Source organism: Comamonas sp. w2-DMI (assembly GCF_040187735.1).
GTDB lineage: Bacteria > Pseudomonadota > Gammaproteobacteria > Burkholderiales > Burkholderiaceae_C > Comamonas > Comamonas terrae.
Genome location: NZ_JBANEL010000001.1, coordinates 356,941 through 379,870 on the forward strand (window position 1 = coordinate 356,941; position 22,930 = coordinate 379,870).

The 22,930-nt window shown below is 66.9% G+C and carries 23 protein-coding genes and 1 tRNA gene; 7 read left to right on the plus strand and 17 right to left on the minus strand.

What is annotated here, in order from left to right; translation table 11 throughout:
* Nucleotides 1-4 precede the first annotated feature (4 nt).
* The 3 genes from V8Z74_RS01595 to V8Z74_RS01605 all read left to right on the plus strand — a co-directional run bounded on the left by V8Z74_RS01595 (nt 5) and on the right by V8Z74_RS01605 (nt 1,852).
* Nucleotides 5-868, plus strand: coding sequence for a DUF429 domain-containing protein (locus V8Z74_RS01595; protein ID WP_349707575.1), 864 nt, complete (start codon nt 5-7; stop codon nt 866-868).
* On the plus strand, nt 868-1,092 hold the full coding sequence (locus V8Z74_RS01600) for a hypothetical protein (protein ID WP_066473236.1): 225 nt from the start codon (nt 868-870) through the stop codon (nt 1,090-1,092). Before V8Z74_RS01595 ends, V8Z74_RS01600 begins: the two co-directional genes overlap by 1 nt.
* A 112-nt stretch (nt 1,093-1,204) precedes the next feature.
* A complete protein-coding gene (locus V8Z74_RS01605; protein WP_349707576.1) occupies nt 1,205-1,852 on the plus strand; it encodes a LysE family translocator in 648 nt (215 codons plus the stop codon).
* Nucleotides 1,853-1,984: 132 nt separating this feature from the next.
* Here the strand turns inward: V8Z74_RS01605 and V8Z74_RS01610 are convergent, their stop codons facing one another.
* The 5 genes from V8Z74_RS01610 to V8Z74_RS01630 all read right to left on the minus strand — a co-directional run bounded on the left by V8Z74_RS01610 (nt 1,985) and on the right by V8Z74_RS01630 (nt 7,311).
* Entirely contained in the window at nt 1,985-3,475 is a 1,491-nt protein-coding gene (locus V8Z74_RS01610) for an ABC transporter substrate-binding protein (RefSeq protein WP_349707578.1), read from the minus strand.
* Nucleotides 3,476-3,628: 153 nt separating this feature from the next.
* On the minus strand, nt 3,629-4,468 hold the full coding sequence (locus tag V8Z74_RS01615; protein ID WP_349707579.1) for an ATP-binding cassette domain-containing protein: 840 nt from the start codon (nt 4,466-4,468) through the stop codon (nt 3,629-3,631).
* Nucleotides 4,465-5,508, minus strand: coding sequence for an ABC transporter ATP-binding protein (locus V8Z74_RS01620; RefSeq protein ID WP_066473227.1), 1,044 nt, complete (start codon nt 5,506-5,508; stop codon nt 4,465-4,467). Before V8Z74_RS01620 ends, V8Z74_RS01615 begins: the two co-directional genes overlap by 4 nt.
* Nucleotides 5,509-5,524: 16 nt before the next feature.
* Complete coding sequence (locus tag V8Z74_RS01625; RefSeq protein ID WP_349707580.1) at nt 5,525-6,352, minus strand: ABC transporter permease; 828 nt, start codon at nt 6,350-6,352, stop codon at nt 5,525-5,527.
* Nucleotides 6,349-7,311 (minus strand): ABC transporter permease, encoded by a 963-nt coding sequence (locus V8Z74_RS01630; protein WP_349707582.1) that lies wholly within the window; start codon nt 7,309-7,311, stop codon nt 6,349-6,351. The genes V8Z74_RS01625 and V8Z74_RS01630 overlap by 4 nt, the downstream gene beginning before the upstream one ends.
* A 214-nt stretch (nt 7,312-7,525) precedes the next feature.
* On the opposite strand from V8Z74_RS01630, the gene V8Z74_RS01635 reads away from it, so the two are divergent.
* The gene (locus V8Z74_RS01635; protein ID WP_349707584.1) at nt 7,526-7,780 is read left to right on the plus strand and encodes a YfhL family 4Fe-4S dicluster ferredoxin; all 255 of its coding nucleotides are present in this window, start codon (nt 7,526-7,528) and stop codon (nt 7,778-7,780) included.
* 63 nt (nt 7,781-7,843) lie between these two features.
* On the opposite strand, the gene pth is transcribed toward V8Z74_RS01635, so the two are convergent.
* From pth to V8Z74_RS01670, 7 genes are all read right to left on the minus strand, one after another.
* Nucleotides 7,844-8,464, minus strand: a complete 621-nt coding sequence (pth, locus tag V8Z74_RS01640; RefSeq protein ID WP_066473211.1) for an aminoacyl-tRNA hydrolase — start codon at nt 8,462-8,464, stop codon at nt 7,844-7,846.
* A gap of 123 nt (nt 8,465-8,587) precedes the next feature.
* A complete protein-coding gene (locus tag V8Z74_RS01645; protein WP_066473210.1) occupies nt 8,588-9,214 on the minus strand; it encodes a 50S ribosomal protein L25/general stress protein Ctc in 627 nt (208 codons plus the stop codon).
* A gap of 161 nt (nt 9,215-9,375) precedes the next feature.
* The gene (locus V8Z74_RS01650) at nt 9,376-10,335 is read right to left on the minus strand and encodes a ribose-phosphate pyrophosphokinase (protein WP_066473209.1); all 960 of its coding nucleotides are present in this window, start codon (nt 10,333-10,335) and stop codon (nt 9,376-9,378) included.
* Between the two features lie 44 nt (nt 10,336-10,379).
* A tRNA-Gln gene (locus V8Z74_RS01655) sits at nt 10,380-10,456 on the minus strand.
* Between the two features lie 30 nt (nt 10,457-10,486).
* Entirely contained in the window at nt 10,487-11,350 is an 864-nt protein-coding gene (gene ispE, locus V8Z74_RS01660) for a 4-(cytidine 5'-diphospho)-2-C-methyl-D-erythritol kinase (RefSeq protein ID WP_349707586.1), read from the minus strand.
* Nucleotides 11,351-11,430: 80 nt separating this feature from the next.
* Nucleotides 11,431-11,928 carry a lipoprotein insertase outer membrane protein LolB gene (locus tag V8Z74_RS01665; protein ID WP_066474010.1) on the minus strand — a complete coding sequence of 166 codons (498 nt, stop codon included), beginning with the start codon at nt 11,926-11,928 and terminating at the stop codon, nt 11,431-11,433.
* A 47-nt stretch (nt 11,929-11,975) separates the two neighbouring features.
* Nucleotides 11,976-13,763 carry a tetratricopeptide repeat protein gene (locus V8Z74_RS01670; protein WP_502879417.1) on the minus strand — a complete coding sequence of 596 codons (1,788 nt, stop codon included), beginning with the start codon at nt 13,761-13,763 and terminating at the stop codon, nt 11,976-11,978.
* 50 nt (nt 13,764-13,813) lie between these two features.
* On the opposite strand from V8Z74_RS01670, the gene mutM reads away from it, so the two are divergent.
* The 3 genes from mutM to mutY all read left to right on the plus strand — a co-directional run bounded on the left by mutM (nt 13,814) and on the right by mutY (nt 18,069).
* The gene (gene mutM / locus V8Z74_RS01675; RefSeq protein WP_349707590.1) at nt 13,814-14,641 is read left to right on the plus strand and encodes a bifunctional DNA-formamidopyrimidine glycosylase/DNA-(apurinic or apyrimidinic site) lyase; all 828 of its coding nucleotides are present in this window, start codon (nt 13,814-13,816) and stop codon (nt 14,639-14,641) included.
* Nucleotides 14,642-14,993: 352 nt separating this feature from the next.
* A complete protein-coding gene (locus V8Z74_RS01680) occupies nt 14,994-16,997 on the plus strand; it encodes a dynamin family protein (protein WP_349707591.1) in 2,004 nt (667 codons plus the stop codon).
* Nucleotides 16,998-17,001: 4 nt separating this feature from the next.
* Complete coding sequence (gene mutY, locus V8Z74_RS01685) at nt 17,002-18,069, plus strand: A/G-specific adenine glycosylase (protein WP_349707592.1); 1,068 nt, start codon at nt 17,002-17,004, stop codon at nt 18,067-18,069.
* A 7-nt stretch (nt 18,070-18,076) separates the two neighbouring features.
* Here mutY and V8Z74_RS01690 read toward each other — a convergent pair whose 3' ends face one another.
* The 5 genes from V8Z74_RS01690 to rapZ all read right to left on the minus strand — a co-directional run bounded on the left by V8Z74_RS01690 (nt 18,077) and on the right by rapZ (nt 22,929).
* On the minus strand, nt 18,077-18,337 hold the full coding sequence (locus V8Z74_RS01690; RefSeq protein ID WP_066473190.1) for a hypothetical protein: 261 nt from the start codon (nt 18,335-18,337) through the stop codon (nt 18,077-18,079).
* Nucleotides 18,334-19,746 carry a cell envelope integrity protein CreD gene (gene creD / locus V8Z74_RS01695; RefSeq protein WP_349707593.1) on the minus strand — a complete coding sequence of 471 codons (1,413 nt, stop codon included), beginning with the start codon at nt 19,744-19,746 and terminating at the stop codon, nt 18,334-18,336. The genes V8Z74_RS01690 and creD overlap by 4 nt, the downstream gene beginning before the upstream one ends.
* 90 nt (nt 19,747-19,836) lie before the next feature.
* A complete protein-coding gene (gene creC, locus V8Z74_RS01700; protein ID WP_349707595.1) occupies nt 19,837-21,297 on the minus strand; it encodes a two-component system sensor histidine kinase CreC in 1,461 nt (486 codons plus the stop codon).
* A gap of 4 nt (nt 21,298-21,301) precedes the next feature.
* Entirely contained in the window at nt 21,302-21,991 is a 690-nt protein-coding gene (gene creB / locus V8Z74_RS01705) for a two-component system response regulator CreB (protein WP_349707596.1), read from the minus strand.
* Nucleotides 21,992-22,017: 26 nt separating this feature from the next.
* Entirely contained in the window at nt 22,018-22,929 is a 912-nt protein-coding gene (gene rapZ / locus V8Z74_RS01710; RefSeq protein ID WP_066473181.1) for an RNase adapter RapZ, read from the minus strand.
* Nucleotide 22,930 lies beyond the last annotated feature (1 nt).

A 22,930-nucleotide genomic window follows, 5' to 3' on the forward strand; every position in this document is an offset into this window, starting at 1 on the left:
AGGCATGCAGATCCTGGGCTGCGATTTCAGCAGCAGTCCCGGCCGGCGCAAGCCCATCGTGATCGCGCGCGGGCGGCTCGGCCCGGAAATGCGCAGCGTGCGGCTGGCCGAATTGCTGGGCTTTGCCACCCTGGACAGCTGGGGCCGGTGGCTGGCCGACGAGCGGCATACGCCATGGATCGGCGGCTTCGACATGCCTTTCGGCCTGCCGCGCGAGCTGGTGGAGACCCTGGGCTGGCCTACGGACTGGCAGGCCTGCATGGATCACTACGCGAGGCTGAGCCGCGCGCAGATTCGCGAACAGTTCAAGGCCTTCTGCGCCGCCCGGCCCGCGGGCCGCAAGTTTGCGCACCGCGCCACCGACGGGCCCGCGGGCTCGAGCCCGTCGATGAAATGGGTCAATCCGCCCGTGGCCTACATGCTGCATGCGGGCGTGCCGCTGCTGCGGGCGGCCGGCGTGCATCTGCCGGGCCTGCAGCCCGCGCCGCAGCAGACGCCGGCGCGCGTGGGGCTCGAAGCCTATCCGGGCCAGCTGGCGCGCGCCGTACTGGGGCGGCGCAGCTACAAGAGCGACGATGCCGCGCGCCAGACGCCCGAGCGCCGGCAGGCCAGGCAGGAGCTGATCGATGCACTGAAGCAGGACCGAGCCGGCCTGGGCCTGCGTCTGGAACTCACCCAGGCCCAGCGCCGGGCGCTGGAGGACGACGCCAAGGCCGATGCGCTCGATGCCGTGCTGTGCCTGCTGCAGGCAGGCTGGGCGGCTTGCCGGCGTCAGGAAGGCGATATGCTGTACGGCCTGCCGCCCGGCCGCGATACGCTGGAGGGCTGGATCGTCACCGCAGGCGCACTGGGGGGAGCAAGCCATTGATGAAGCCGAAATTCCGTCCGGGGCGGGCACTGTGCCTGTGCGCTGCCCTGGTCACCGTGATGCCGCTGCCTTCGCAGGCGGCCCCCGCGCCCTGGTATTTGTGGCGCAGCCAGCTCGACGGCGCGCTCAGCTGCCAGCAGTTCTCGCCGGGCCAGGCCTGGAGCCTGGACGACGGACCGTTTGCCGATCCGGCCTGCCGGAAACGCATGGCTTCAAGAAAGTGAAAAAGTGAGCTGGCTGCGCCTTTCAGTCAATGGTTTTGCATTGAAAACCATTTGAATTTATTGATGGACCAGCGCAAGCAGCTATTGAATTGATTGCAGCAAAGAGAACCACATGCCCACCTTGCAGACCCTGATCGCGTTTTTCGGCGTGGCCGTCGTGCTCGGCCTGAGCCCGGGGCCGGACAATCTTTTCGTGCTCATGCAGTCGGCCCAGCGCGGCTGGCGCGTGGGCCTGTGCGTGGTGCTGGGGCTGTGCCTGGGCATCGTGGGCCACACGGCCGCGGTGGCCCTGGGGCTGGCCGCCATGGTGGCGGCATCGCCGCTGCTGTTCACGGCCATCAAGCTGTGCGGCGCGGCCTATCTGCTGTACCTGGCCTGGGGCGCATGGCACGCGCCGGTCAGCGCCGGTGGCCCGGTGCAGGTGCAGTCCGAACGCGACCGGCTCACCTGGGGCTCGGCCCTGCGCTGGGTGGGCCGCGGCACGGTGATGAACCTCACCAATCCCAAGGTGCTGATTTTCTTCCTGGCCTTTCTGCCGCAGTTCGCCGATCCGGCGCGCGGCAGCCTGGCGCTGCAGGTCGTCGTGCTGGGCTGCGTGTTCATGCTGGCTGCGCTGCTGGTGTTCGGCTCCATTGCCTGCGCCTCGGGCCTGTTCGGCGAGCTGCTGCTGCGCTCGGCCCGCGCCCAGCGCTGGCTCAACCGCATCGCCGCCACGGTGTTCGGCGCGCTGGCGCTAAAGCTGGCTTTAACCCAGCGCTGAACCAAACGCCTTCAAAAACTGGCGTGGCCCCAGCCAGGGATGCCGAGCAAGAGCCGTCTCGCGGCGGCGCTGCCCAGGTGGGGGCATCGCCCCCCTCCCATAGCGCGTAGGGAGAGGGGGAGGGGGACAGTTTCATCCCCAGGACAGGGAGGACAGATCGTTGACGAAGATGGGCATGTCCTTCCACAGCCCGCGCAGCTTCTTGTCGGCCACGGTGACCCACTGCGGCGTGTAGAGAAAGCCGTGCACCGAATCCCGGGCCAGCAGGCGCTGGGCATCGCCGAGCAGGCGCGCGCGGTCGGCCGGGCGCGGGGTGTTCTGGATCTTCTCGAACAGCTCGTTGAACTCCTGGGAGTGGTAGCCCCAGTAGTAGTCGGGCTTGGCAAAGTTGCCCAGATCGAAGGGCTCCACGTGGGAGATGATGGTCAGGTCGTAGTTCTTGTTGCCATAGGTGCCCGACAGCCACTGAGCCCATTCCACGTTCTGCAGCCTGGCCTGGATGCCGATCTTGGCCAGCTGGGCGGCGATCAGCTCGCCGCCCTGGCGCGCATAGGGCGTGGGCGGCAGCGTCATGGTCAGCGTGAGCGGCGTCTTGATGCCGGCCTCGGACAGCAGGGCCTTGGCCTTTTCCACGTCGAAGGGGTTGATGCCCGTGGTGTCCACATAGCCGAAGGCCGTGGGCACGTAATAGCTGCCGATGGGCACGCCGTAGCCGTCGGCGGCGCCGGCGATCACGGCCTTGCGGTCGATGGCGGCCGCGATGGCGCGGCGCACGCGCACGTCGTTCAGAGGCTTTCTCGCGTTGTTGATGGCCAGAATGGTCTTGGCGCGCGAGTTGCTCACCACCACCTGGAAGCGCGGGTTGCTCCTGAACTGCGGCACGCTGCGCGGAGTCACGCGCGGGAAGGCGTCCACGTCGCCGGCCAGCAGCGCGGCCACCTGGGCCGCCGCGTCGGGAATGAAGCGGAACACCGCGCGCCTGATGCGCAGGCTCTGCGGCGCGCGAAAGCCCGGCCAGGCCGCGAGCGTGACCGAGGCTCCGCGGGACCAGCCGGCCAGCTGGTAGGGGCCCGTGCCCACGGGCCGGGTGGCATTGGTGTCGGCGCTCCTGGGCTCGACGATGATGGACGTGGCCTGGCCCAGCACGAACAGGAAGTCGGGATCGATGTCCTTGTTGGTGATGACGACGGTGTGCTCGTCCGAAACCTGCGTGCTCAGGTTGGCGAAGGTGCGCTTGTCCTTGTTGGTGCTCTTGTCGCCGGCCGCGCGGTCGAACGAGAACTTGACGGCCGCCGCGTTGAACGGCTCGCCGTTCTGGAACTTCACGCCCTTGCGCAGCCGGAAGGTGTAGGTCTTGAGGTCGGGCGAGACTTCCCAGCTCTCGGCCAGCAGCGGCGAGACGCTGCCGTCGGCGTTGATCTTGGTCAGCGTCTCGAAGACGTTGTAGTGGACGATCTCGGCGATGGACGAGGCGGCGCCGGCCGTAGGGTCCAGGCCCGGCGGCTCCAGGACCAGGGCCAGCGTGACGCTGTCCTTTTTGCCCTGGGCCAGCGCGGGCCAGGACGACAGCAGGGGCAGGCTGGCGGCAGCGGTGCCGGCCAGCAGGGTGCGGCGATTGAACATCGGCAGAAATCTCCGTATGGGGCGAGGCGCAGCGCATGGCCTCTGGATGCGGCAGGCTCCGGCAAGAAAGCCGCCGGGCCTGTATTCATATGCGTTTTTACACCAGCCGGAGCGCTGCGCCCGCACCGACAGGGAATAAGGCGTCGCCGGGGTTCAAAAAATGTGGCCGGGCAGGCGTGGCACGGCCCTGACCAGGGCCTGGGTGTACGGATGCCCGGGCGCGTGGAACAGCTTTTGCGGAGCGCCGCGCTCCACGATCTCGCCCTGGTGGAGCACGATGACCTCGTCGCACAGGTGCTGGACCACGGCCAGGTCATGGCTGATGAACAGGTACGACAGGCCCAGTTCGCGCTGCAGGTCCTGCATGAGGTTGAGCACCTGGGCCTGGACCGAGACGTCGAGCGCGCTGACCGGCTCGTCGGCCACGATCAGGCGGGGCCGGGTGACGAGAGCGCGGGCAATCGCGATGCGCTGGCGCTGGCCGCCCGAGAATTCATGCGGATACTTGTCCAGGTCCCGGGCGCGCAGCCCCACCTGTTCCAGCGTGGCCTGCACCAGGGCGCGCACGGCCTCGCGGCCGGCAGGCGCATCGGGCGGGCCGAGATGGGCCAGTGGCTCGGCAACGATGCGCTCCACGCGCATGCGCGGGTCCAGCGAGGCATAGGGGTCCTGGAACACCATCTGGAAATGGCGGCGCGCGGCGCGCAGCTGCTGGCTGCCCAGGCGGTGCAGGTCCTGGCCCATCAGTTCCACCGAGCCCGCGGTGGGCCTGTCCAGCGCCATGACCAGGCGCGCCAGCGTGGACTTGCCCGAGCCGGACTCGCCCACCACGCCCAGGCTGCGGCCGGCCTGCAGCGCAAAGCTCACGCCGCGCAGGGCGTGCAGCTGCGCGGCCGGGCGCCACAGCGAGGCGCGCGGCAGCTGGTAAGTGCGCTGGAGCGCCGTCACCTTGAGCAGGGCCGCGCCGGTAGCGATGTTTTGCGTGGCGCTCATGGCGTAGTCTCCGGCGCGCCGGCATGGATGGCCTCGTCGCGCAGGCAGCGCACGACATGCGGCTGGCGCCAGAAGGCCAGCGAGGCGGGCGCGGGTCCGGCCGGCGCCTGCAGCAGGCGCGGCGCGGGCGCCTGCGCAAAGCAGGCCTGGGCGGTGAAGGCGCAGCGCCCGGCAAACGGGCAGCCTGCGGGCAGGTCGGCCAGCTCGGGCACGGTGCCGGCGATGGTCGGCAGGTGTCCGGGCGGCCGCGCCGCCGCCGGCAGCATCTGCGGGCGTGCGGCAAACAGGCCGCGCGTATAGGGATGGGCGCGCTGCCTGAAAACGGCTTCCGTCATGCCGGACTCCACCACGCTGCCGCCGTACATGACGAGCAGCTGCTCGGCGTTCTGCGCGATCACGCCCAGGTCGTGCGAGATCAGCACCAGGGCCATGGAATGCTCGGCCACCAGCTCCTGCAGCAGGGCGAGGATCTGCTGCTGCACGGTCACGTCCAGCGCCGTGGTCGGCTCGTCGGCAATCAGCAGGTCGGGCCCGCAGGCCAGGGCCATGGCGATGGTGATGCGCTGACGCTGGCCGCCCGAGAACTGGTGGGGATATTCGCCAAAGCGCTGGGCCGCCTGGGCAATGCCCACGCGCTCCAGCAACTCCACGGCGCGCGCCTGCGCGGCGCGGCGCCCCAGTCCCAGGTGCAGGCGCAGCGGCTCGGCCACCTGGCGGCCTATGCCGTGCAAAGGATTCAGCGCCGTCATGGGTTCCTGGAAGACCATGGCCATGCGGTTGCCGCGCAGCGCGCACAGGCGCCTCTCGCTCAGGCCCAGCAGCTCCTGGCCGTCCAGGCGGATGCTGCCGCTCACCCGGGCCTGTTCGGGCAGCAGTCCCATCAGGGCCAGCGCGGTCAGCGATTTGCCGCAGCCCGATTCGCCGATCAGGCCCAGCGTGGCGCCGCGCTCCAGCGCAAAGCCCACATGGCGCACGGCCTGCACCAGGCCGCGGCGCGTGGGCAGTTGGATGGTGAGGTCGGAGACTTCCAGCAAGGGCATGGGCGTTTCCCGGGGGTCAGCGCGTGCGCGCCAGGCGCGGGTCGAGCAGGTCGCGCAGGCCGTCGCCCAGCAGGTTCAGCCCCAGCACCGACAGCGCGATCGCCAGGCCGGGCCAGATCGCCAGCAGCGGCGCCTGGAACATCAGGGTCTGGGCCTCGCTGAGCATGCGGCCCCAGGACGGCTGGGGCGGCTGCGTGCCCAGGCCCAGGTAGGACAGCGCGGCTTCGGCCAGGATGGCCAGCGCGAACTGTATGGTGGCCTGCACGATGAGCACCGAGGCGATATTGGGCAGCACATGCTGCAGCGTGATGGCCGTGCGGCTCTTGCCGCAGGCGCGCGCGGCCGTCACATAGTCGCGCGCCCAGATGGCATTGGCCGAGGCGCGCGTGATGCGTGCGAAGGTGGGGATGTTGAAGATGCCGATGGCGATGATGGCATTGACCATGCCGGCGCCGAACACGGCCGTGAGCATGATGGCCGAGAGCAGGGCGGGGAAGGCGAAGGTGAAGTCCGCCAGCCGCATGATGATCTCCTCCGTCCAGCCGCGGCGCGCCGAGGCCAGCAGGCCCAGCGCCAGGCCGGCGGTCAGGCCTATGCCCACGGCGATCAGGCCCACGGCGATGGAGGCGCGCGCGCCGACCAGGATCTGCGAGGCCACGTCGCGGCCGAAGGCATCCGTGCCCAGCCAGTGCCGGCTGCCGGGCGGCTGCAGCGCGGCGTCCATGTTCATCTCGTAGGCGGAGCCGGGCGTCCAGGCGAAGGACAGCAGGGCACAGGCGATCAGCAGTGCGGTGAGCACCGCGCCCAGCCAGAAGCTGCGATGGGACGAGAGGCGAACGCTCATATATCGCTGGCCTGGATGCGCGGGTCGATGGCGGCGTAGAGCAGGTCGACCACGAAATTGACGATGACCACCATGGCCGCGAGCAGCAGCACGCAGTTGCGCACCACGATGAGGTCGCGGTTGGCGATGGACTGGAAGATCAGCCGGCCCAGGCCCGGCAGGTAGAACACGTTCTCCACCACGATGGTGCCGGCCAGCAGGTTGGCGAACTGTAGGCCCATGACGGTGAGCACGGGAATCATGGCGTTGCGCAGCACGTGGCACCACAGCGCGGCGCCGCGCGACAGGCCCTTGGCGCGCGCGGTGCGCACGAAGTCCTCGCGCAGCACGTCCAGCACGGCCGAGCGCGTGATGCGCGCCAGGATGGCGGCCTGCACCACCGCCAGCGCGATGGCGGGCAGCAGCAGGGCCTGCAGCGCGGGCCAGAAGCCGCCGCCGTCCGCCTCGCTCCAGCCCGGGAAGCCTCCGGCCGAGAACCATTGCAGCTTCACCGAAAACAGCAGGATCAGCAGGATGGCGAACCAGAAATTCGGAATGGCGATGCCGATCTGGGCCAGGCCCATGACGCCCACATCGCCCCAGCGCCTGTGGCGCGAGGCCGCGAACACGCCAGCGGCCAGCGCCAGCGCCGTGGTGATGGCCATGGCCAGCACGGCCAGCGGCACGGTCACCGCGAGGCGCTCCCACACCAGCCCGGATACGGGCGAGCCGTAGGCATAGCTCGTGCCCATGTCGCCCTGCAGCAGCCCGGCCAGCCACTGCCCGTAGCGCGTCCAGGCCGGCTGGTTCAGGCCCAACTGCTCGGCCATGGCCTGCACGGCCTCGGGCGCCGCGTCGGGGCCCATCAGCATCTGCGCGGCATTGCCGGGCAGGATCTCGAGCACGGCGAACACCACGGCGGAGGCGCCAAGCAGCGTGGCGATCAGCGTGAGCAGGCGTTTGAGCAGGAAGATGCTCATGGATTCGGAAAGCGTTTCATCGGGAACACGGCTTGCAGGCGGATCGGCGGGTGCAAACCCGCAGGCGCATGCGCGGACGGCCTGCGCAGCATAGCGGCAATTGCGCCGCGGCGGCGCCGTCCGCCGCTTTGCCCATGGCTGTGCCATGTCTTGGGCGGCTTGGGATAATACGCAGCAGCGCTGTCACCCCGGGATAGGACATAGGAGTTTTCGCATGGCACTGATGATCACCGACGAATGCATCAACTGCGATGTATGCGAGCCCGAATGCCCCAACGACGCCATTTCCATGGGCGAGGCGTTCTACGAGATCGACCCGCACAAATGCACCGAATGCGTGGGTCATTTCGACGAGCCCCAGTGCGTGCAGATCTGCCCCGTGGCCTGCATTCCGGTCAACCCCGAGTTCATTGAAAGCCGCGAGATCCTGCTCAGAAAATATGAGCAGCTGACGCAAGCTAAAACCTGAATTCAGCTCATTTTCGGTCTGAAATTCATGTCAAGAAGGCGCAAGCTGCTATTGCTTCAATAGTTACTGAGCTGCTTCAGGTTCGGGTTTGCGCGGCGGCTTGGGGCGCTGCGGCTTGGTGGTGTGGATGGCCAGCGTGGCCTTGTCCATCTGGCCTGCGACCAGCTCGGGCCAGGCCTTGAGCGAATGGGCAATGCCGTCCTCGATCAGCTTGAGCTGGTCCGGCGCCGGTTTCTTGAGCACCCAGTTCGCCACTTCTCCCTTGTGCCCCGGATGGCCTATGCCCACGCGCAGGCGCCAGTAATCGGCCGAACCCAGCTGGGCATGGATGTCGCGCAGGCCGTTGTGCCCGCCATGGCTGCCGCCGCGCTTGAGCTTGACCTGGCCGGGCTCGAAATCCAGCTCGTCGTGCACCACCAGGATCTCGTCGGGCTGGATCTTGAAAAAGCGCGCCAGCGCGCCGACCGACTTGCCCGAGAGGTTCATGAAGGTCTGGGGCTGCAGCAGCCAGACGTTCTGCCCGTTGACCGTGGTGCGGGCCATCAGTCCCCAGTAGCTGCGCTCGGGCACCAGCGTGACCTTGAGTTCGCGCGCCAGCGCATCGATCCACCAGAAGCCGGCGTTGTGGCGCGTGTCTTCGTATTCCGGGCCGGGATTGCCCAGGCCGACAAACAGTTTGATCATGGCGTGATTATCTGCTGCTGCGGCCGACCGCAGGAGGGTCGCCGTACGCCATGCAAAAAGCCCACCGAGGTGGGCTTTTTGCATGGCGTACGGCGACGGGCGCCGTACTGAAGTCCGCAAGAATTACTTCTTGCCCTTCTTGGCGGGAGCGGCTGCGGGAGCGGCAGCTGCTGCGCCTTCTTCGGGAGCCACTTCGGGCAGCTTGATGGACACCAGGGCGGGGTTCTTGTTGGAACCGCGCACCACGGCCTTCACGCCGTTGGGCAGCTTCAGGGCTTGCAGGCCCAGGGCGGACTTGGAGGTCAGGCCGCTCAGGTCCACCTTGATGAACTCGGGCAGCTGGGCGGGCATGCACACCACGTCCAGTTCGTGGATCAGAGGCGTGACGGTGCACTTCTCGGCCTTCACGGCGGGGGACTCTTCCACGCCTTCGAAGTGCAGCGGCACCTTCAGGTGCACCTTGGTGTTGGCGTCCACGCGCTGGAAGTCAACGTGCTGCACCAGCTTCTTGAAGGGGTGGAACTGCACGTCGCGCAGCACCACCTTGGTCACTTGACCGTTCAGTTCCATGTCCAGCACGCTGGAGTGGAAGGCTTCCTTGTGCAGGGCGTGCCACAGGGCGTTGTGATCGAGCTCGATCAGCTGGGCTTCGCCGGCGCCGTAAACGATGCCGGGGGTCTTGCCCGAATTACGCAGACGGCGGCTCGCACCCGTACCTTGCTTTGCGCGCTCAAAAGCGACGAATTGCATAACTAACTCCTAGTGGGGTGGACCGCGACCAGCCTCACCCATTGATAAAAGAACCTGTCCGGCGCAGGGACGGACGTCGGCTCTTGCGAAAGCCTGAAACAGTCAAACCTCCCGGTATGCCAGGGAGGTTTGCTGGTGTTCAGGCCGAAAAACCCGAGATTTTATGCCGTAAACAGGCTGCTCACCGAATCGCCGGTGGAAATCCGGTGAATTGTCTCGGCAATCAGCGGCGCCACGGACAGCTGGCGGATCTTGCCGCACTGCTGGGCAGCGGGGCTCAGCGGAATGGTGTTGGTCACGACCACTTCGTCCAGGGCCGAGCCGTTGCCGATGCGCTCCAGGGCCGGGCCCGAGAAGATGGGGTGCGAGCAGTAGGCGTAGACATTCTTGGCGCCGCGCTGCTTGAGCACCTCGGCAGCCTTCACCAGCGTGCCGGCGGTGTCGATCATGTCGTCCATGATCACGCAGTTGCGGCCGTCGATGTCGCCGATCACATGCATGACTTCGGACACGTTCGCCTTGGGACGGCGCTTGTCAATGATGGCCAGATCGCAGCCCAGCTCCTTGGCCAGCGCACGGGCGCGCACCACGCCGCCCACGTCGGGCGACACCACGATCAGGTCCTCGTAGTTCTTTTGGCGCAGATCGCCGAGTAGCACGGGCGTTGCGTAGATGTTGTCCACGGGGATGTCGAAGAAGCCCTGGATCTGGTCGGCATGCAGGTCCATGGTCAGCACGCGTTCCACGCCCACGGCCTGCAGCATGTTGGCCACGACCTTGGCGGTGATGGGCACGCGGCTGGAGCGGGGTCGGCGATCCTGGCGGGCGTAGCCGAAATAGGGGATCACGGCGCAGATGCGCTCGGCCGATGCGCGCTTGAGGGCATCGACCATGACCAGCAACTCCATCAGGTTGTCGTTGGTCGGTGCGCAGGTGGACTGGACCACGAAGACGTCGCGGGCGCGAACATTCTGTTTGATCTCGACCGCGACTTCTCCATCGGAGAAACGGCCAACGTCAGCAGCACCCAGAGTGGTGCCCAGGTGCTTAACAATCTCCTCTGCCATGCCGGGATTGGCATTGCCAGTGAAGACCATGAAATCAGAGTGATGTGAGTGCATTGAGCGTCCCAGTGCTACGGGTTGCCTTGACGCAAGAAGATGTTTGGCAGGGGAGGAAGGACTCGAACCCTCGCATGCCGGAATCAAAATCCGGTGCCTTGACCAACTTGGCGACTCCCCTACACAGGCCACTTGCCGAAAACAAGAAGCCTTATAACTTTTTATCTGAAACCCAATCCTTGAGGGGATGGCTTTCCAGATTTTTGCAGATCCTGACTTGCCACGAGCTTGGATGCCCTGCAAAATCAATGATTTGCTTCATTGGTGCAAACACTGCACTTCCTGAGCCCGTCATTGTAGCACGCAATTTGAAGGATTCGAGCCAGTTTCTGACTTTCTTCACTTCGGGCTGCAAGCCTTCAGCAACTGGCTGCAAGTCGTTTCGGCCAAAGCCGTAGTGATCTGCAGCAAAGACCGAGATTGTAGCAGGCTCCGAATCGCGTTTGAGCAAGTCGCTGGAAAAAATCTTGCCGGTCTCCAGACCCGCCTCGGGCTTGACCACCACGAACTGCCCGGGCGGCAGCCGGCTTGCGCCCTCCAGCGGCGTGATGGCTTCACCGATGCCGCTGACCCAGGCGGAGCTGCCGTGCAGGAAAAACGGCACGTCGGCGCCCAGGCCCAGGCCGATCTGCTGCAGCTGCTGGCGCGAAAGGTTCAGGTTCCACAGGCGGTTGAGTGCCATCAGCGTGGTGGCGGCGTCGGAGGAGCCGCCGCCCATGCCGGCCTGGGCCGGAATGCGCTTGTGCACGCCGACATGCACGCCCTGGGTGCAGCCCGTGGCCTGCTGCAGCGCCCGGGCGGCGCGCACGATCAGGTCGTCGGGCGGCAAAGCCAGGTCTGACAGGTCTTCGCGGCTCACCTGGCCGTCATGGCGGCGTTCGAAGTGCAGGGTGTCATGCCAGTCGATGAGCATGAACACCGATTCGAGCAGGTGGTAGCCGTCGGGGCGGCGCCCCGTGATGTGCAGAAAGAGGTTGAGCTTGGCCGGAGCCGGCACGTCATGAAGCGAGTGCATGGCGCAAAACAAAAAAGAGTGGAAATGCAGGGGCGACGATAGCAGGCGTGCCGCGCGGCTTGCCGCTCCCTGGGCGGGACTTATTGCCCGGAGTCCAGCACGATGCGCAGCGAGGCCGGCGGCGGCGGGCTGATGCGGTCGGCGCGCAGCCGCCCCTCGCCGATGCGCGACAGGTCCACCTGCCAGCCCGCTGCGGCCGTGTTCCTGCCCTGCAGCCAGTCGAACAGCGCGGCAACCGGCAGTTCGCTGCCTGTCAGCTGCGCTATCAGCGCGGGCAGCGATTCCGAGGTGGTGATGCGCTCGCCCTGCTGCAGCACGGCCTGCGTGGCCGTCCATTGCAGGCTCGCGATGGTGGAGCCCAAGGGGTTGAAGACCAGCAGCCGGCCCTGCTGGGGGCGGCCCTCAAGCTCGAAAGCTGCGCTGAAGGACTGGTTCTGCGCCTGGCTCTGGCCTTCGACCTGCAGCGCCATGCGCCCCGACCAGTGGGCCGATGCGGCATCTTCGCTGCGGCCCAGCTGGCGTGCGGGCTGGGCGCAGCCGGCCAGCAGGGCGGCTGTCAGCGCAGCGCAGGCCAGCATGGCGGCGCGGGACTGCGCCACGCGCAGAGGGTGGTTCGTGAAATCCATCAAGGCGCCACTCCCAGGCGCTTCATCGTGTCCTTCAGGGCGCTGTTGTCGGGATCGGCCTGCAGGGCCTGGCGCCAGATCTGCTGCGCGCGGTCGCGCTTGCCCTGCACCCACAGCACTTCGCCCAGGTGGGCGGCGATTTCCGCGTCCTGGCGTGTGGCATACGCTTTCTCGAGCAGGGCCTGGGCGCCGGCCAGGTCGCCGCGGCGGAACTTGACCCAGCCCAGGCTGTCGGTGATGAAGGGATCGCCGGGCTCCATGTCCAGCGCCTTCTGGATCAGCGTCTCGGCCTCGTCCAGACGGATGCCGCGCTCGGCAAACGAATAGCCCAGCGCGTTGTATGCGTGCTGGAAGTCGGGCTTGCGCGCAATGATGTCGCGCAGCAGCTTCTCCATCGCGTCGTACTTGCCGGCGCGTTCGGCAAGCATGGCGGTGTCGTAGGCCAGCTCCACATCGTCGGGGGCCTCCTTCTGCATGGCCGCCTGCAGGGTGTAGGCCTCGCCGGTCAGGCCGGCATCGCGCAGCAGCTGCACTTCGGCCAGTTGCTTGAGGCGCTGCTGGTTGGGGCCCGTGGCCGGCACGGCGCGGATCAGGGCCTGCGCCTGCCGGATCTTTCCCTGGCGGGCCAGCAGCCCGGCGCGGCGCGCCTGCACGCTCAGCAGGTTGGGCGCATCGTTGATCTGGCTCAGGTAGGCATCGGCTTCCTCGTAGCGCTGCTGCCTTTCGGCCAGGTCGGCCTGCAGCAGGTAGTACTGGGACTGGCCGGCATTGCGGCCCACGCCGCTGTGCAGCTTGGGCAGCAGCGCGCCGAAGTGCTCGATGGAGTTCTGTGCCGCGGGCAGGTCGTTGGCCTGCAGCTGCAGGCCGGCCAGGACGGCCCAGGCCTCCGGATATTCGGGCGTATCGGTGGTGATGGCCTTGAGCTGGACCTGGGCATCGGCCACGCGCTTTTGTCCCAGCAGCACGCGCGCGTAGGCCATGCGCATCTGGGCCGAAGGATTCTTGGCCAGGTAGCGCTGGACCAGGGGCTCGACCTCGGTGGAGCCGGATTCGAGCAGCTCCATGGCCAGCAGGACGATGGCGCCGGTGTCGGGGTTCAGTTCCTGGGCGTTCTGCACGGCCTGCAGCGCCGCGGGCTTCTGGTCGGCGATCAGGCGCATGTGGCCGATGGCGGCCCAGGCCATGGGGCCGCTGGTCGGGTCCTTGAGCTCGCCTTCGAGCGCCTGCTCGACGACGTCGGCGGCCAGCGGCTTGTCGCTGGCGTTGTTGTAGAGCTGGGTGATGCTCAGAAAGGTGGCAGGCTTGGCGGCCGCGGGCGTGCTCTGCACTTCCTTGCGCAGGTAGCTGGCCGAATCGGAGATGCGGTTGAGCGCCACGAGGATCTGCAGCACGGCGCGGTTGGCATTGCGCGAATCCGGGTAGGCATCCAGCCATGCGCGGGCATTGCGCAGCGCGCGCTCGCCCGAGCGCGACTGCAGCGCAAGCTCGGTCGCGCGGCGGTAGAGTTTTTCATCGCCGCTGGTGCGCGCGGCTTCCATCATCATGGCCTGGGCGTCGGTGAGCGCGCCGTCGCTGGCGGCCATTTCGCCGACCAGGATCTCGTAGAACAGCTCGGCATTCAGCGCGGCCTGTTCCTCTTCGCGGTCGGTGGCCTGGGTATTGGTTTCCGGTGTGGCCGGCGTGGGCACGGTGGTCGGCGGATCGGCGGGCTGAGCCGAGGCAATAGCTGTTCCCAAGGCCATGGCGGCAGCCACGGCGAGTCCCTGAAGGCGAAGAGGATGAACCATCGACCCATAATAATCGAAGCTCATACAACACTTGACGAACATGAGATTGCATGCCTGAGTTGCCAGAAGTCGAGGTGACGCGCCGCTCGTTTGCCGACCGGATTGCCGGCGCGAACATTGTTTCCGCCTCATTGGGAAAGCCCTTGCGCTGGCCGCTGGGCATTGACTGCGCGGCCCTGGCCGGGCGGCAGGTGCTGGGCGTGCGCCGCCGCGGCAAGTACCTGCTGCTGGACCTGAGCGAAGGCCTTTTGCTGCTGCACCTGGGCATGTCGGGCAGCCTGCGCTTTGCCGGCCCCGGCGAGGCGCCGCTGGGCGCCGCGGGCACGCACGACCATTTCGACCTGCAGACCACGCAGGGCCTGCTGCGCCTGCACGACCCGCGCCGCTTTGGCGCCGTGGTCTATGTGCCCGGCGAGGACGACGCGCTGGCGCGCAAGCTGCTCGACCATCTGGGCATGGAGCCGCTGGAGGACAGCTTCAGCCTCGAGGCCTTCCGCCGCGGCCTGGCGGCCAGCCGCGCGCCGATCAAGCAGCTGCTGCTCTCGGGCAGCGTGGTGGTCGGGGTGGGCAATATCTATGCCTCCGAAGTGCTGTTCCTGTCGCGCATCCATCCGGCGCGGCCCGCGCGGGACATAGGCCCGCGCAAGGTGCGCGCGCTGCACGAGGCGATCCGCGCGGTGCTGGCGCTGGCCGTGGAGCAGGGCGGCACCACGCTGCGCGACTTTTCGGCGGCGAACGGCATGGAGGGGCATTTCCAGCTGCAGGCCAGGGTCTACGGCCGCGACGGCCAGCCCTGCACGCATTGCAGCCGGCCGATCCGGCTGATGCGCCAGGGGCAGCGCAGCACCTATTACTGCGTGCATTGCCAAGCGGCCTGAGTCTTGCACCAAGCTATTGAAAAAGTAGCTGTTCGCGCTGTTTTTGTATGGATTCCACTGTGGAAACCATCTATAAATGAAAGATGGCAGGCGCAAGGTGCTCTTGATTCAATAGCATCATGCTCCAAGCGCAGCAGCGCTGTCCTGCAGAGACTGGTGCCTTGCGGGCCGTGGCGGAATGCCTGGAAAAGCCGGACCTTTCCCCCGCAGTGCAGGGCTTGGAATGCAAGGGCACCCGGGACGGCGATGCTATATTTTGCGCAGGCGGGCGCAAAGCCCGCTGGCGGGATGTGTGCACCGTCCCAGAGATCGTCAACACGGTCTGAGTACAACCCAGTCGCAGGGGATTCCGGTGGGACCATCATTTAACGAGCAATTCGACCAATTCGGTGCCTGGCGCAGAGGCTTTGCCCAGCAGCTGAATGCGCTGCGCGAATGGCTGGCCGGCCAGGACCTGCTGGATGCCGCCGTCCAGGAACGCCTGCAGCGCCTGGAGGCCCAGGTGCGCAGCGACAAGGTGATGGTGGCCTTCGTGGCCGAATTCTCGCGCGGCAAGTCCGAGCTCATCAACGCCATCTTCTTTGCCCAGTACGGGCGCCGGCTCATGCCGGCCAGCGCGGGCCGCACCACCATGTGTCCGGCCGAGCTGGGCTGGGATGCCGAGCACCCGCCGGGCCTGCGGCTGCTGCCCATCGATACGCGCGAATCGCCCGAAAGCCTGGGCCAGTGGCGCATGCGCGGCGAAGCCTGGATGCACCATCCGCTGGATGTCTCGAATGCCCAGCAGATCGCCGACACGCTGACCAAGGTGGCCGAAGTGCGCAAGGTGACGGTGGAGCAGGCGCGCGCCTGGGGCTTCTGGCACGACGAGGACGGCGCCGACAATCCGCAGCGCGACGCGCACGGCCTGGTGGAAGTGCCGCGCTGGCGCCATGCGCTGATCAACATGCCCCATCCGCTGCTCAAGCAGGGCCTGGTGATTCTCGACACACCGGGCCTGAACGCCGTGGGTGCCGAGCCCGAGCTGACCGTCAACCTCATTCCGCAGGCCCATGCGGTGGTCTTCGTGCTGGCAGCCGACACGGGCGTGACCAAGTCGGACCTGTCCATATGGCGCGACCATGTGCTGGCCCAGGACCCTGTGCCTGTCGATGCGGGGCAAGGCGCGGGTGCGCAGGCTGCTTCGCGGCTGGTGGTGCTCAACAAGATCGATACGCTGTGGGATTCGCTGAGTTCGGGCCCGCAGGTGCAGGCCCAGCTCAGGCGCCAGCGCGAGGATTCGGCGCAGATGCTCGGCGTGGCCGTCGAGCGCGTGCTGCCGGTGTCGGCCCAGAAGGGCCTGGTGGCCAAGGTGAGCGGCAACCAGCCGCTGCTGCAGGCCAGCGGGCTGCCGGCTTTCGAGAACATGCTGGCCCACGGCATCATGGGTCAGCGCCAGAGGGTGCTGCAGGCGGCGGTGGCCGCCAACGTGCAGCAGCTGCGCCAGGAGGTGGAGCGCGTGCTCAACATCCGCCGCCGCGACCTCGACGACCAGATGGCCGAGCTGCAGAGCCTGCGCGGCAAGAATGCCACGGTCATCGCCAGCATGCGCAGCCGCATCGAGACCGAGCAGCGCGAATTCGAGCGGAGCACGGCCAAGATACAGGCGCTGCGTACCGTGCACATGCGCATGCTCAAGGCCCTGTTCCATCAGCTCAGCTCCGGCAGCCTCAAGCGCGAGCTGGGCGAGCTCAAGGATGCGCTGGAGCAGCGCGGCCTCAAGCTCGGCGCCCGCAAGGTGTATGCCGAGACTTTCGAGCGGCTGCACATCGTGGCCGAGCGTGCGCACTCCCAGGCTGCCGACATCCAGGCCATGATGAGCGCGACCTACAAGGAGCTCAATGCGGAATCCGGTTTTTCGCTGCAGATGCCGCCCCCGCTGCTGCTGCCCGACTTCACCGACGACCTGCGCCGCATCGAGGCCAGCTACACCCAATACCTGGGCCTGGGCCAGGTGCTCAAGCTCAGCAATGCCGCCTTTTCCCAGCGGCTGATCAAGGCGCTGGCCATGCGGCTGCGCACGGTGTTCGAGTCGGCCGCCAACGATGTGGATTTGTGGAGCAAATCGGTCACCGCGCCGCTCGATGCACAATTGAAGGAACGCAAGCGCAGCTTCTCGCGCCGCCTGGAGGCGGTGGACCGCATACAGCATGCGGCCACGGGGCTGGAAGAACGCATTGCCGAAATCGAGACGTCAGACACGCAGCTCACTGCCATGCAGACACAGCTGGCATGCGCTGCGGCGCAGCTGCTGTCGCCGCTCAAAGAATATGCGCCGGCGTCCTCCGTGCCGCTGGACATTACCCTGGTAGCTTGAAATCTTGAATCTTCCGTCGATTGCCACCGCCGTCGTGCAGTGGCAGGCCACTCATGGGCGCAACCATCTGCCCTGGCAGCAAACCCGCGATCCCTACCGCGTCTGGCTGTCCGAAATCATGCTGCAGCAGACCCAGGTCGGCACGGTGCTGGGCTACTACCAGCGCTTTCTCGATGCCTTTCCCGATGTGGCCAGCCTTGCCGCGGCTTCGCAGGACGAGGTGCTGGCGCTATGGAGCGGGCTGGGCTACTACAGCCGGGCCCGCAATCTGCACCGCTGCGCGCAAGCCGTGATGCAGGAATGGGGCGGTGCCTTTCCGCGCACGGCCGAGGAACTGGCCACCTTGCCGGGCATAGGCCGGTCCACGGCCGGTGCCATTGCCGCGTTCTGCTTTTCCGAGCGCGTGCCCATCCTGGATGCCAACGTGCGGCGCGTGCTCACGCGCGTGCTGGCCTTCGATGCCGACCTGGCCCAGGCCAGGAACGAGCGCGTGCTGTGGGACCATGCGCAGCAGCTGTGCCCCACCGAGGATCTGGCGCAAGCCATGCCCCGCTACACGCAGGGCATGATGGACCTGGGTGCCAGCATCTGCATGCCGCGCAAGCCCAGCTGCCTGGTCTGCCCGCTGCTGTCCGAATGCCGGGCTGGGCGTGCCGGCAACCCCGAGAGCTATCCGGTCAAGACGCGCAAGCTCAAGAGAAGCGCCGAATCCTGGTGGCTGCTGCTGGCCGTGGACGCCGAAGGCCGGGTCTGGCTGCACAAGCGCCCGGGAGCCGGCATCTGGGCCGGGCTCTACAGCCCGCCCGCCTTCAAGAGCCATGAGGATCTGCGGCGCTTTGCGCATGCGCATTGGCATGTGGCCGAAGCCGCCTGGCAGGAGCTGCCGGCCTTTGTGCATGTGCTGACGCACAAGGATCTGCACCTGCATCCGGTGCGGGTATCCGTGGGGCAGGCGCCAGCGGCCATGGCTTCGGAGGCCGATCATGCGTGCTGGGCCAGTCCGTCCGTCTGGGATGGCCTGGGTCTGCCCGCACCCGTGCGCAAGCTGCTGGATTCCGAACTCCGGCCTTGACCAAAGGCTAGAACCGGCTGCGCGGGATGACCAGCGCGCAGCGCAACTGCAGCCAGGCCAGCCATTGCTCGCGCATGCCGGGCAGGGCCAGATGGCGTTCGGCCTGGCGGCCCTCGGCAATCAGCCGGGTACGCAGCGCTTTCAGCTGCGCGCGGTCATGCGCCTGCAGCGCTGCATGCCATTGCCGACGGCATTGCTCCATTTGGAGCGCCATGGCATCCGGCTGCGGGCCCCGGGGCTCCGCAGGGGCAAAGGCGATGGCCGTCATGCAGCCTCCCTGGCAGGGACCTGCGCTGAAGTGGCGCCAAAGGCATACCAGTCCACGCGGCGCGTGCAGACCATGACCAGGGCCAGCACGGCAAACAGGGCGATGGATCCCACGACCAGGGCGGTCTGCTCCAGCTGTAGCAGCACGTACAGCAGGCCGTACAGCATGGCAATGCCGGCGGCCAGCGGCAGGCCGCGCCTTACGCTGCCCAGCATGTGGCTGGCGTAATAGGCCAGCAGCGCGACGCAGGCGCTGGCGGCCACCGCATAGGCTGTGGCAAAGCCCAGGTGCTCGGACAGGCCAATCAGCAGCAGGAAAAAGCTGCTCAGCGCCGAGCCGACCAGCAGGTATTGCACGGGGTGGACGCGCAGTTTCTGCAGCACTTCGAACAGGCCGACGGCGACAAAGGTCAGCACCACGAACAGCAGGCCGTATTTGCTGGCGCGGTCGCTCAGCGAATAGGGGTTGACGGGACTGATGAAGCCGGTATCCATGGTTTCCAGGCAAGGGGCATCGGCGGCGCCTGCGGCAGCGGCGGTCTCTGCGGCGTAGTCGTCCGGTGGCTCGGCGCGATCCGCGCGGCACAGCGCCTGCTGGCGTGTGAAGGCTTGCTGGGCCGAGGAAGCCAGGGCGGAAAGATTCCAGCTGGCGGTGAATCCGTGGCCGCCGATCTCCCGGCGTGTGGGCAGAAAGCTGCCGCCGAACGAAGGGTGGGGCCAGTCCGCCGTCAACGTGACCTGGTTGTCGGTGCCCAGAGGGGTGAAAGCCAGGCTTTCCGTGCCCACCAGCTCCAGCTTCATGTCAATTTCCAATGCCTGCCCCCTGGCCAGCAGCTTGGGATCGATGGGCGCCTGCAGGCCCTTGCCGAAGCGTTCCAGCGGCGTGCCGGGCTCCACGTCGAGGGCGTGGCCGTTGGCCGTGATGGCGGCGCTGCGCATGCCGCGCGGATCGGTAAGGGCAAAGGCGATATGCAGGTTCTTGCAGCGCACTTCGGCACCGGGCGAGCTGGAAGCCGGCAGATCCAGGTAGCTTCCGGCATTGGCAAAGCTGGCGCGCAGCTTGTCGTGCAGCACGTAAGCGTTGATGCGGTGCAGTCCGCGCGAGCGCTCTTCCATATTGGCATCGGCATCGTGCCGCAGCGTATCGGGCAGCAAGATGCGCTGGAACTCGCGGGTCGTGTACTCCGTTTTGCGGCCGTTGGGCACGCTGGTGGTTTCGGTGCAGCTCTGCACCAGGGCGGGACCGATCAGGGTCTGCGGCCCAGCAAGACTGGCAACCACGCTTTGCACCGCATGGTTCCTGTTGCGGATGCGGTCCCGGACCACATCCTGGATCATGGACAGGCCGGCCATCAGCAGGGCCAGCACCATCAGCAGCGCGGCTGTCTTGAACAGCAATCGGTTTTTCATCAAGGCTCCCGGTATTGGTTGACGGGGGGCAGTCTCGATGCCTTGCGTGCGCTGGAGATGAAGTTTGTGAAGCGAACGTGAAGTCCGGGCTCAGTGCCTCTCGCCGTCCATGCGGGAGAAGTCCAGTGTCACACTCAACCCGGGGCAGGTGTTGCGGACATGCATGCTGCCGCCATGCAGATGCATGATGCGCAGCACGATGGACAGGCCCAGGCCTGTGCCGCTGCGCCGGCCGTCGGGCCTTGGCGTGGTGAAGAAGCGCTCGCCCAGCCGGGGCACCAGGCTGTCCGAGACGCCGGGGCCCTGGTCTGCAACGGTGATGGTCTGCGGGCCCAGGAGAACGTGGATGGCGCTCTGAGGCGGCGCGAAATCCATGGCGTTCTGCAGCAGGTTGCTGATGGCCAGCACCACCAGGCCCTGTTCCCATGGGCCTGTACTGTCCGGACCTTCGAGTTCGAGTCCGATGCCGCGCTGCTGCGCGGTGCTCGCGATCTGGTCCATGGCCTGCCGGGCGCATTGCTGCAGGCTGCAGCGTGCGGCATGCAGCTGCTGGCGCTGCTCCAAGCGGCTGAGCTGCAGCAGCTGATCGACGAGGTTCTGCAGGCGCTCGCACTGGTCCAGCACCTGCTGCGCGAAAAGCTCCCTATCCTGCGCTGGCAGATCCTCCTGCAGCAGCTCGCCTGCGCCGCGGATCGCCGCGACCGGACTCTTGAGCTCGTGGGTGAGTGCGCGCACATAGCCTTCGATGTAGTCGCGGCCTTCCAGGCGCTTGCGCATGTTGTCCATGGCCTGCGCCAGTTCGCCCAGTTCGCCGGGCATCTGGGGCACGGCAACGGGCGCAGTGGCCGCGGTGGAGGCGGCTTCGTTGAGCGTGGGCCCCTGCACCTGCTGGGCATAGCTGCGCAGGCGGCGCACATGCAAGACGAACCACCAGGTGACGGCGCAGCCGACGCCGGCGGACAGCAGCACGAACAGCAGGCCGCCGCGCGCAATCTTGCGCTCGGCGCTGTCGACGATTCTCTGGACCGAGCGCGAGGGCTTGGAGACGGTCAGCACGCCGGCAATCTGCCCATCGACCAGAATGGGGGCGGAGACGTACATCACGCTGCTGGCTTCATCCTCGGGTACATCGCGCGTGGTGCGCGCGCCATACTCGCCCCGCAGCGTGCGGTACACGTCGCGCCAGCGCGAATAGTCCGCCCCCAGGTCCTTGCCGGTCGAATCGAACAGCACCATGCCCTGCCGGTCCGTGACCGTGATGCGCATGTCCAGTCGGCTCTTGCGCGTGTCCCAGATCCAGGCCTGCACCGGCTTTTGGGTGTAGCCGGCCAACTGCTGCGCAAAAAGGCTGTCGCTGCCGCGCTGCAGCGCGCCGCTGGCCATGTCGGTGCTGGCCAGCGCAGCCAGTGCATAGGCCGCTTCGACCAAGGTGTCTTCGGTCACCTTGCGCACGCTGGGCTTGATTTCGACCATGAATACGCGCAGCACAAAAAAGGCCGCCAGGCCGTTGATCAGAAAAAATGCGAAGAACAGCCTCAGGCCCAGGCGCATGGCGTTATGCCTCGGGGCTGAAGCTGTAGCCCAGGCCCCGGTGGGTGACGATGACATCCTGCTGGGGCAGGTGCTCGCGCAGCTTGGCCCGCAGCGTCTTGACATGGGTGTCCACGGTGCGGTCGGTGCTTTCGCTGTCCAGGCCCCAGACCTGTTCCAGCAGGAATTCGCGGCTCAGAATGCGCCCACGTCCCTGCATCAGGCATTGCAGCAGCTGGTATTCGCGGCGCGTCAGGTCCAACGGCAGGCCGCAGACCAGGACACGCTGGCCTGGGGTATCGACTTCGATGGAGGCCCCGGTGGCGGCAGGTAGGGCGGGCTGGCGGTATTGCTGCAGGCGCCGCAGCATGGCCCTGCAGCGGGCCAGCAGCTCGCGGGGGCTGAAAGGCTTGCTCAGATAGTCATCGGCCCCGAGTTCCAGGCCTAGCACCTTGTCCATCTCCTCGCCGCGTGCGCTGAGGACCAGCATCGGCACCGTGGCGCCGGCGGCGCGCAGATCGCGGCACCAGTCCAGGCCGTTGCCGTCGGGCAGGCCCACGTCAAGCAGCAAAAGATCGAAGGCATGCTGCCTCCATTGCTGCCTGGCATCGGCCATCAGCAGACAGTGGGTGACGGCAATGCCGTCGCGCTCCAGCGTGTAGCAGATGGTGCGTGCAATCGCAGGATCGTCTTCGAGAAGCAGAACACGGGGCATGGTCGGCCGCTCCAGCGTATGGCCGGTCAGCTGGAAGCCGCAGCGGCATCGCCGCCCATGGGCAGGGCGAGCTTGTCGTGGAAGTCCAGCGAGCGGTGCCTGCGCAGCGTGGGCCAGTGGGGGCCGAAATGCTTGGCCAGCGCTTCGACCAGATACACGGAGCGATGCTGGCCGCCGGTGCAGCCGATGGCGACCGTGACATAGCTGCGGTGGTTCTGTGCCAGCACATTGAGCCAGCGCTCCAGGAAAGTCTGGATGTCCTGCTGCATCTGCAGCACCTGGGGCTGCTGGGTCAGATACTGGATGACAGGCCAGTCCAGTCCTGTCAGCGGCCGCAGCGCCGTCTCGTAGTGGGGGTTGGGCAGCATGCGCACATCGAAGACGTAGTCCGAGTCCATGGGCAGGCCGTGCTTGAAGCCGAAGGACTGGAAGACCAGCGTCATCTGGCTGGTGGGCGCGGCGATGAGCTGCTTGATATAGGTCTGCAGCTGGGAGGATTTGAGGTCACTGGTATCCAGCACCAGCGACTTGTCACGCAGGCTGCCCAGCAGCTCGCGCTCTGTCTCGATGTCCTGCTCCAGCGCCTGCCGTTCGGTGGCCAGCTTGTCCTGGGACAGCGGGTGGCGCCGGCGCGTTTCCGAGAAGCGCTTGACCAGCGTGTTGGTCGAAGCATCGAGAAAGATGAAGTAGGGCATCAGCCCCAGGTTCTGCAGCCGCTCCAGCTGCGCCGGCAACTGCGGCAGGGCGGCCGCGCTGCGCGCATCCATGGCGATGGCCACCTTGCTGCCGTGCAGCTTGTGCTGCAGCTCCACGAACGACAGCAGCAGTTCGGGCGGAAGGTTGTCCACGCAGTAGTAACCGGCGTCCTCCAGCGCATGCAAAGCCACGGATTTTCCCGACCCGGACATGCCTGTGATCAGAATAATCTCCAATGACATG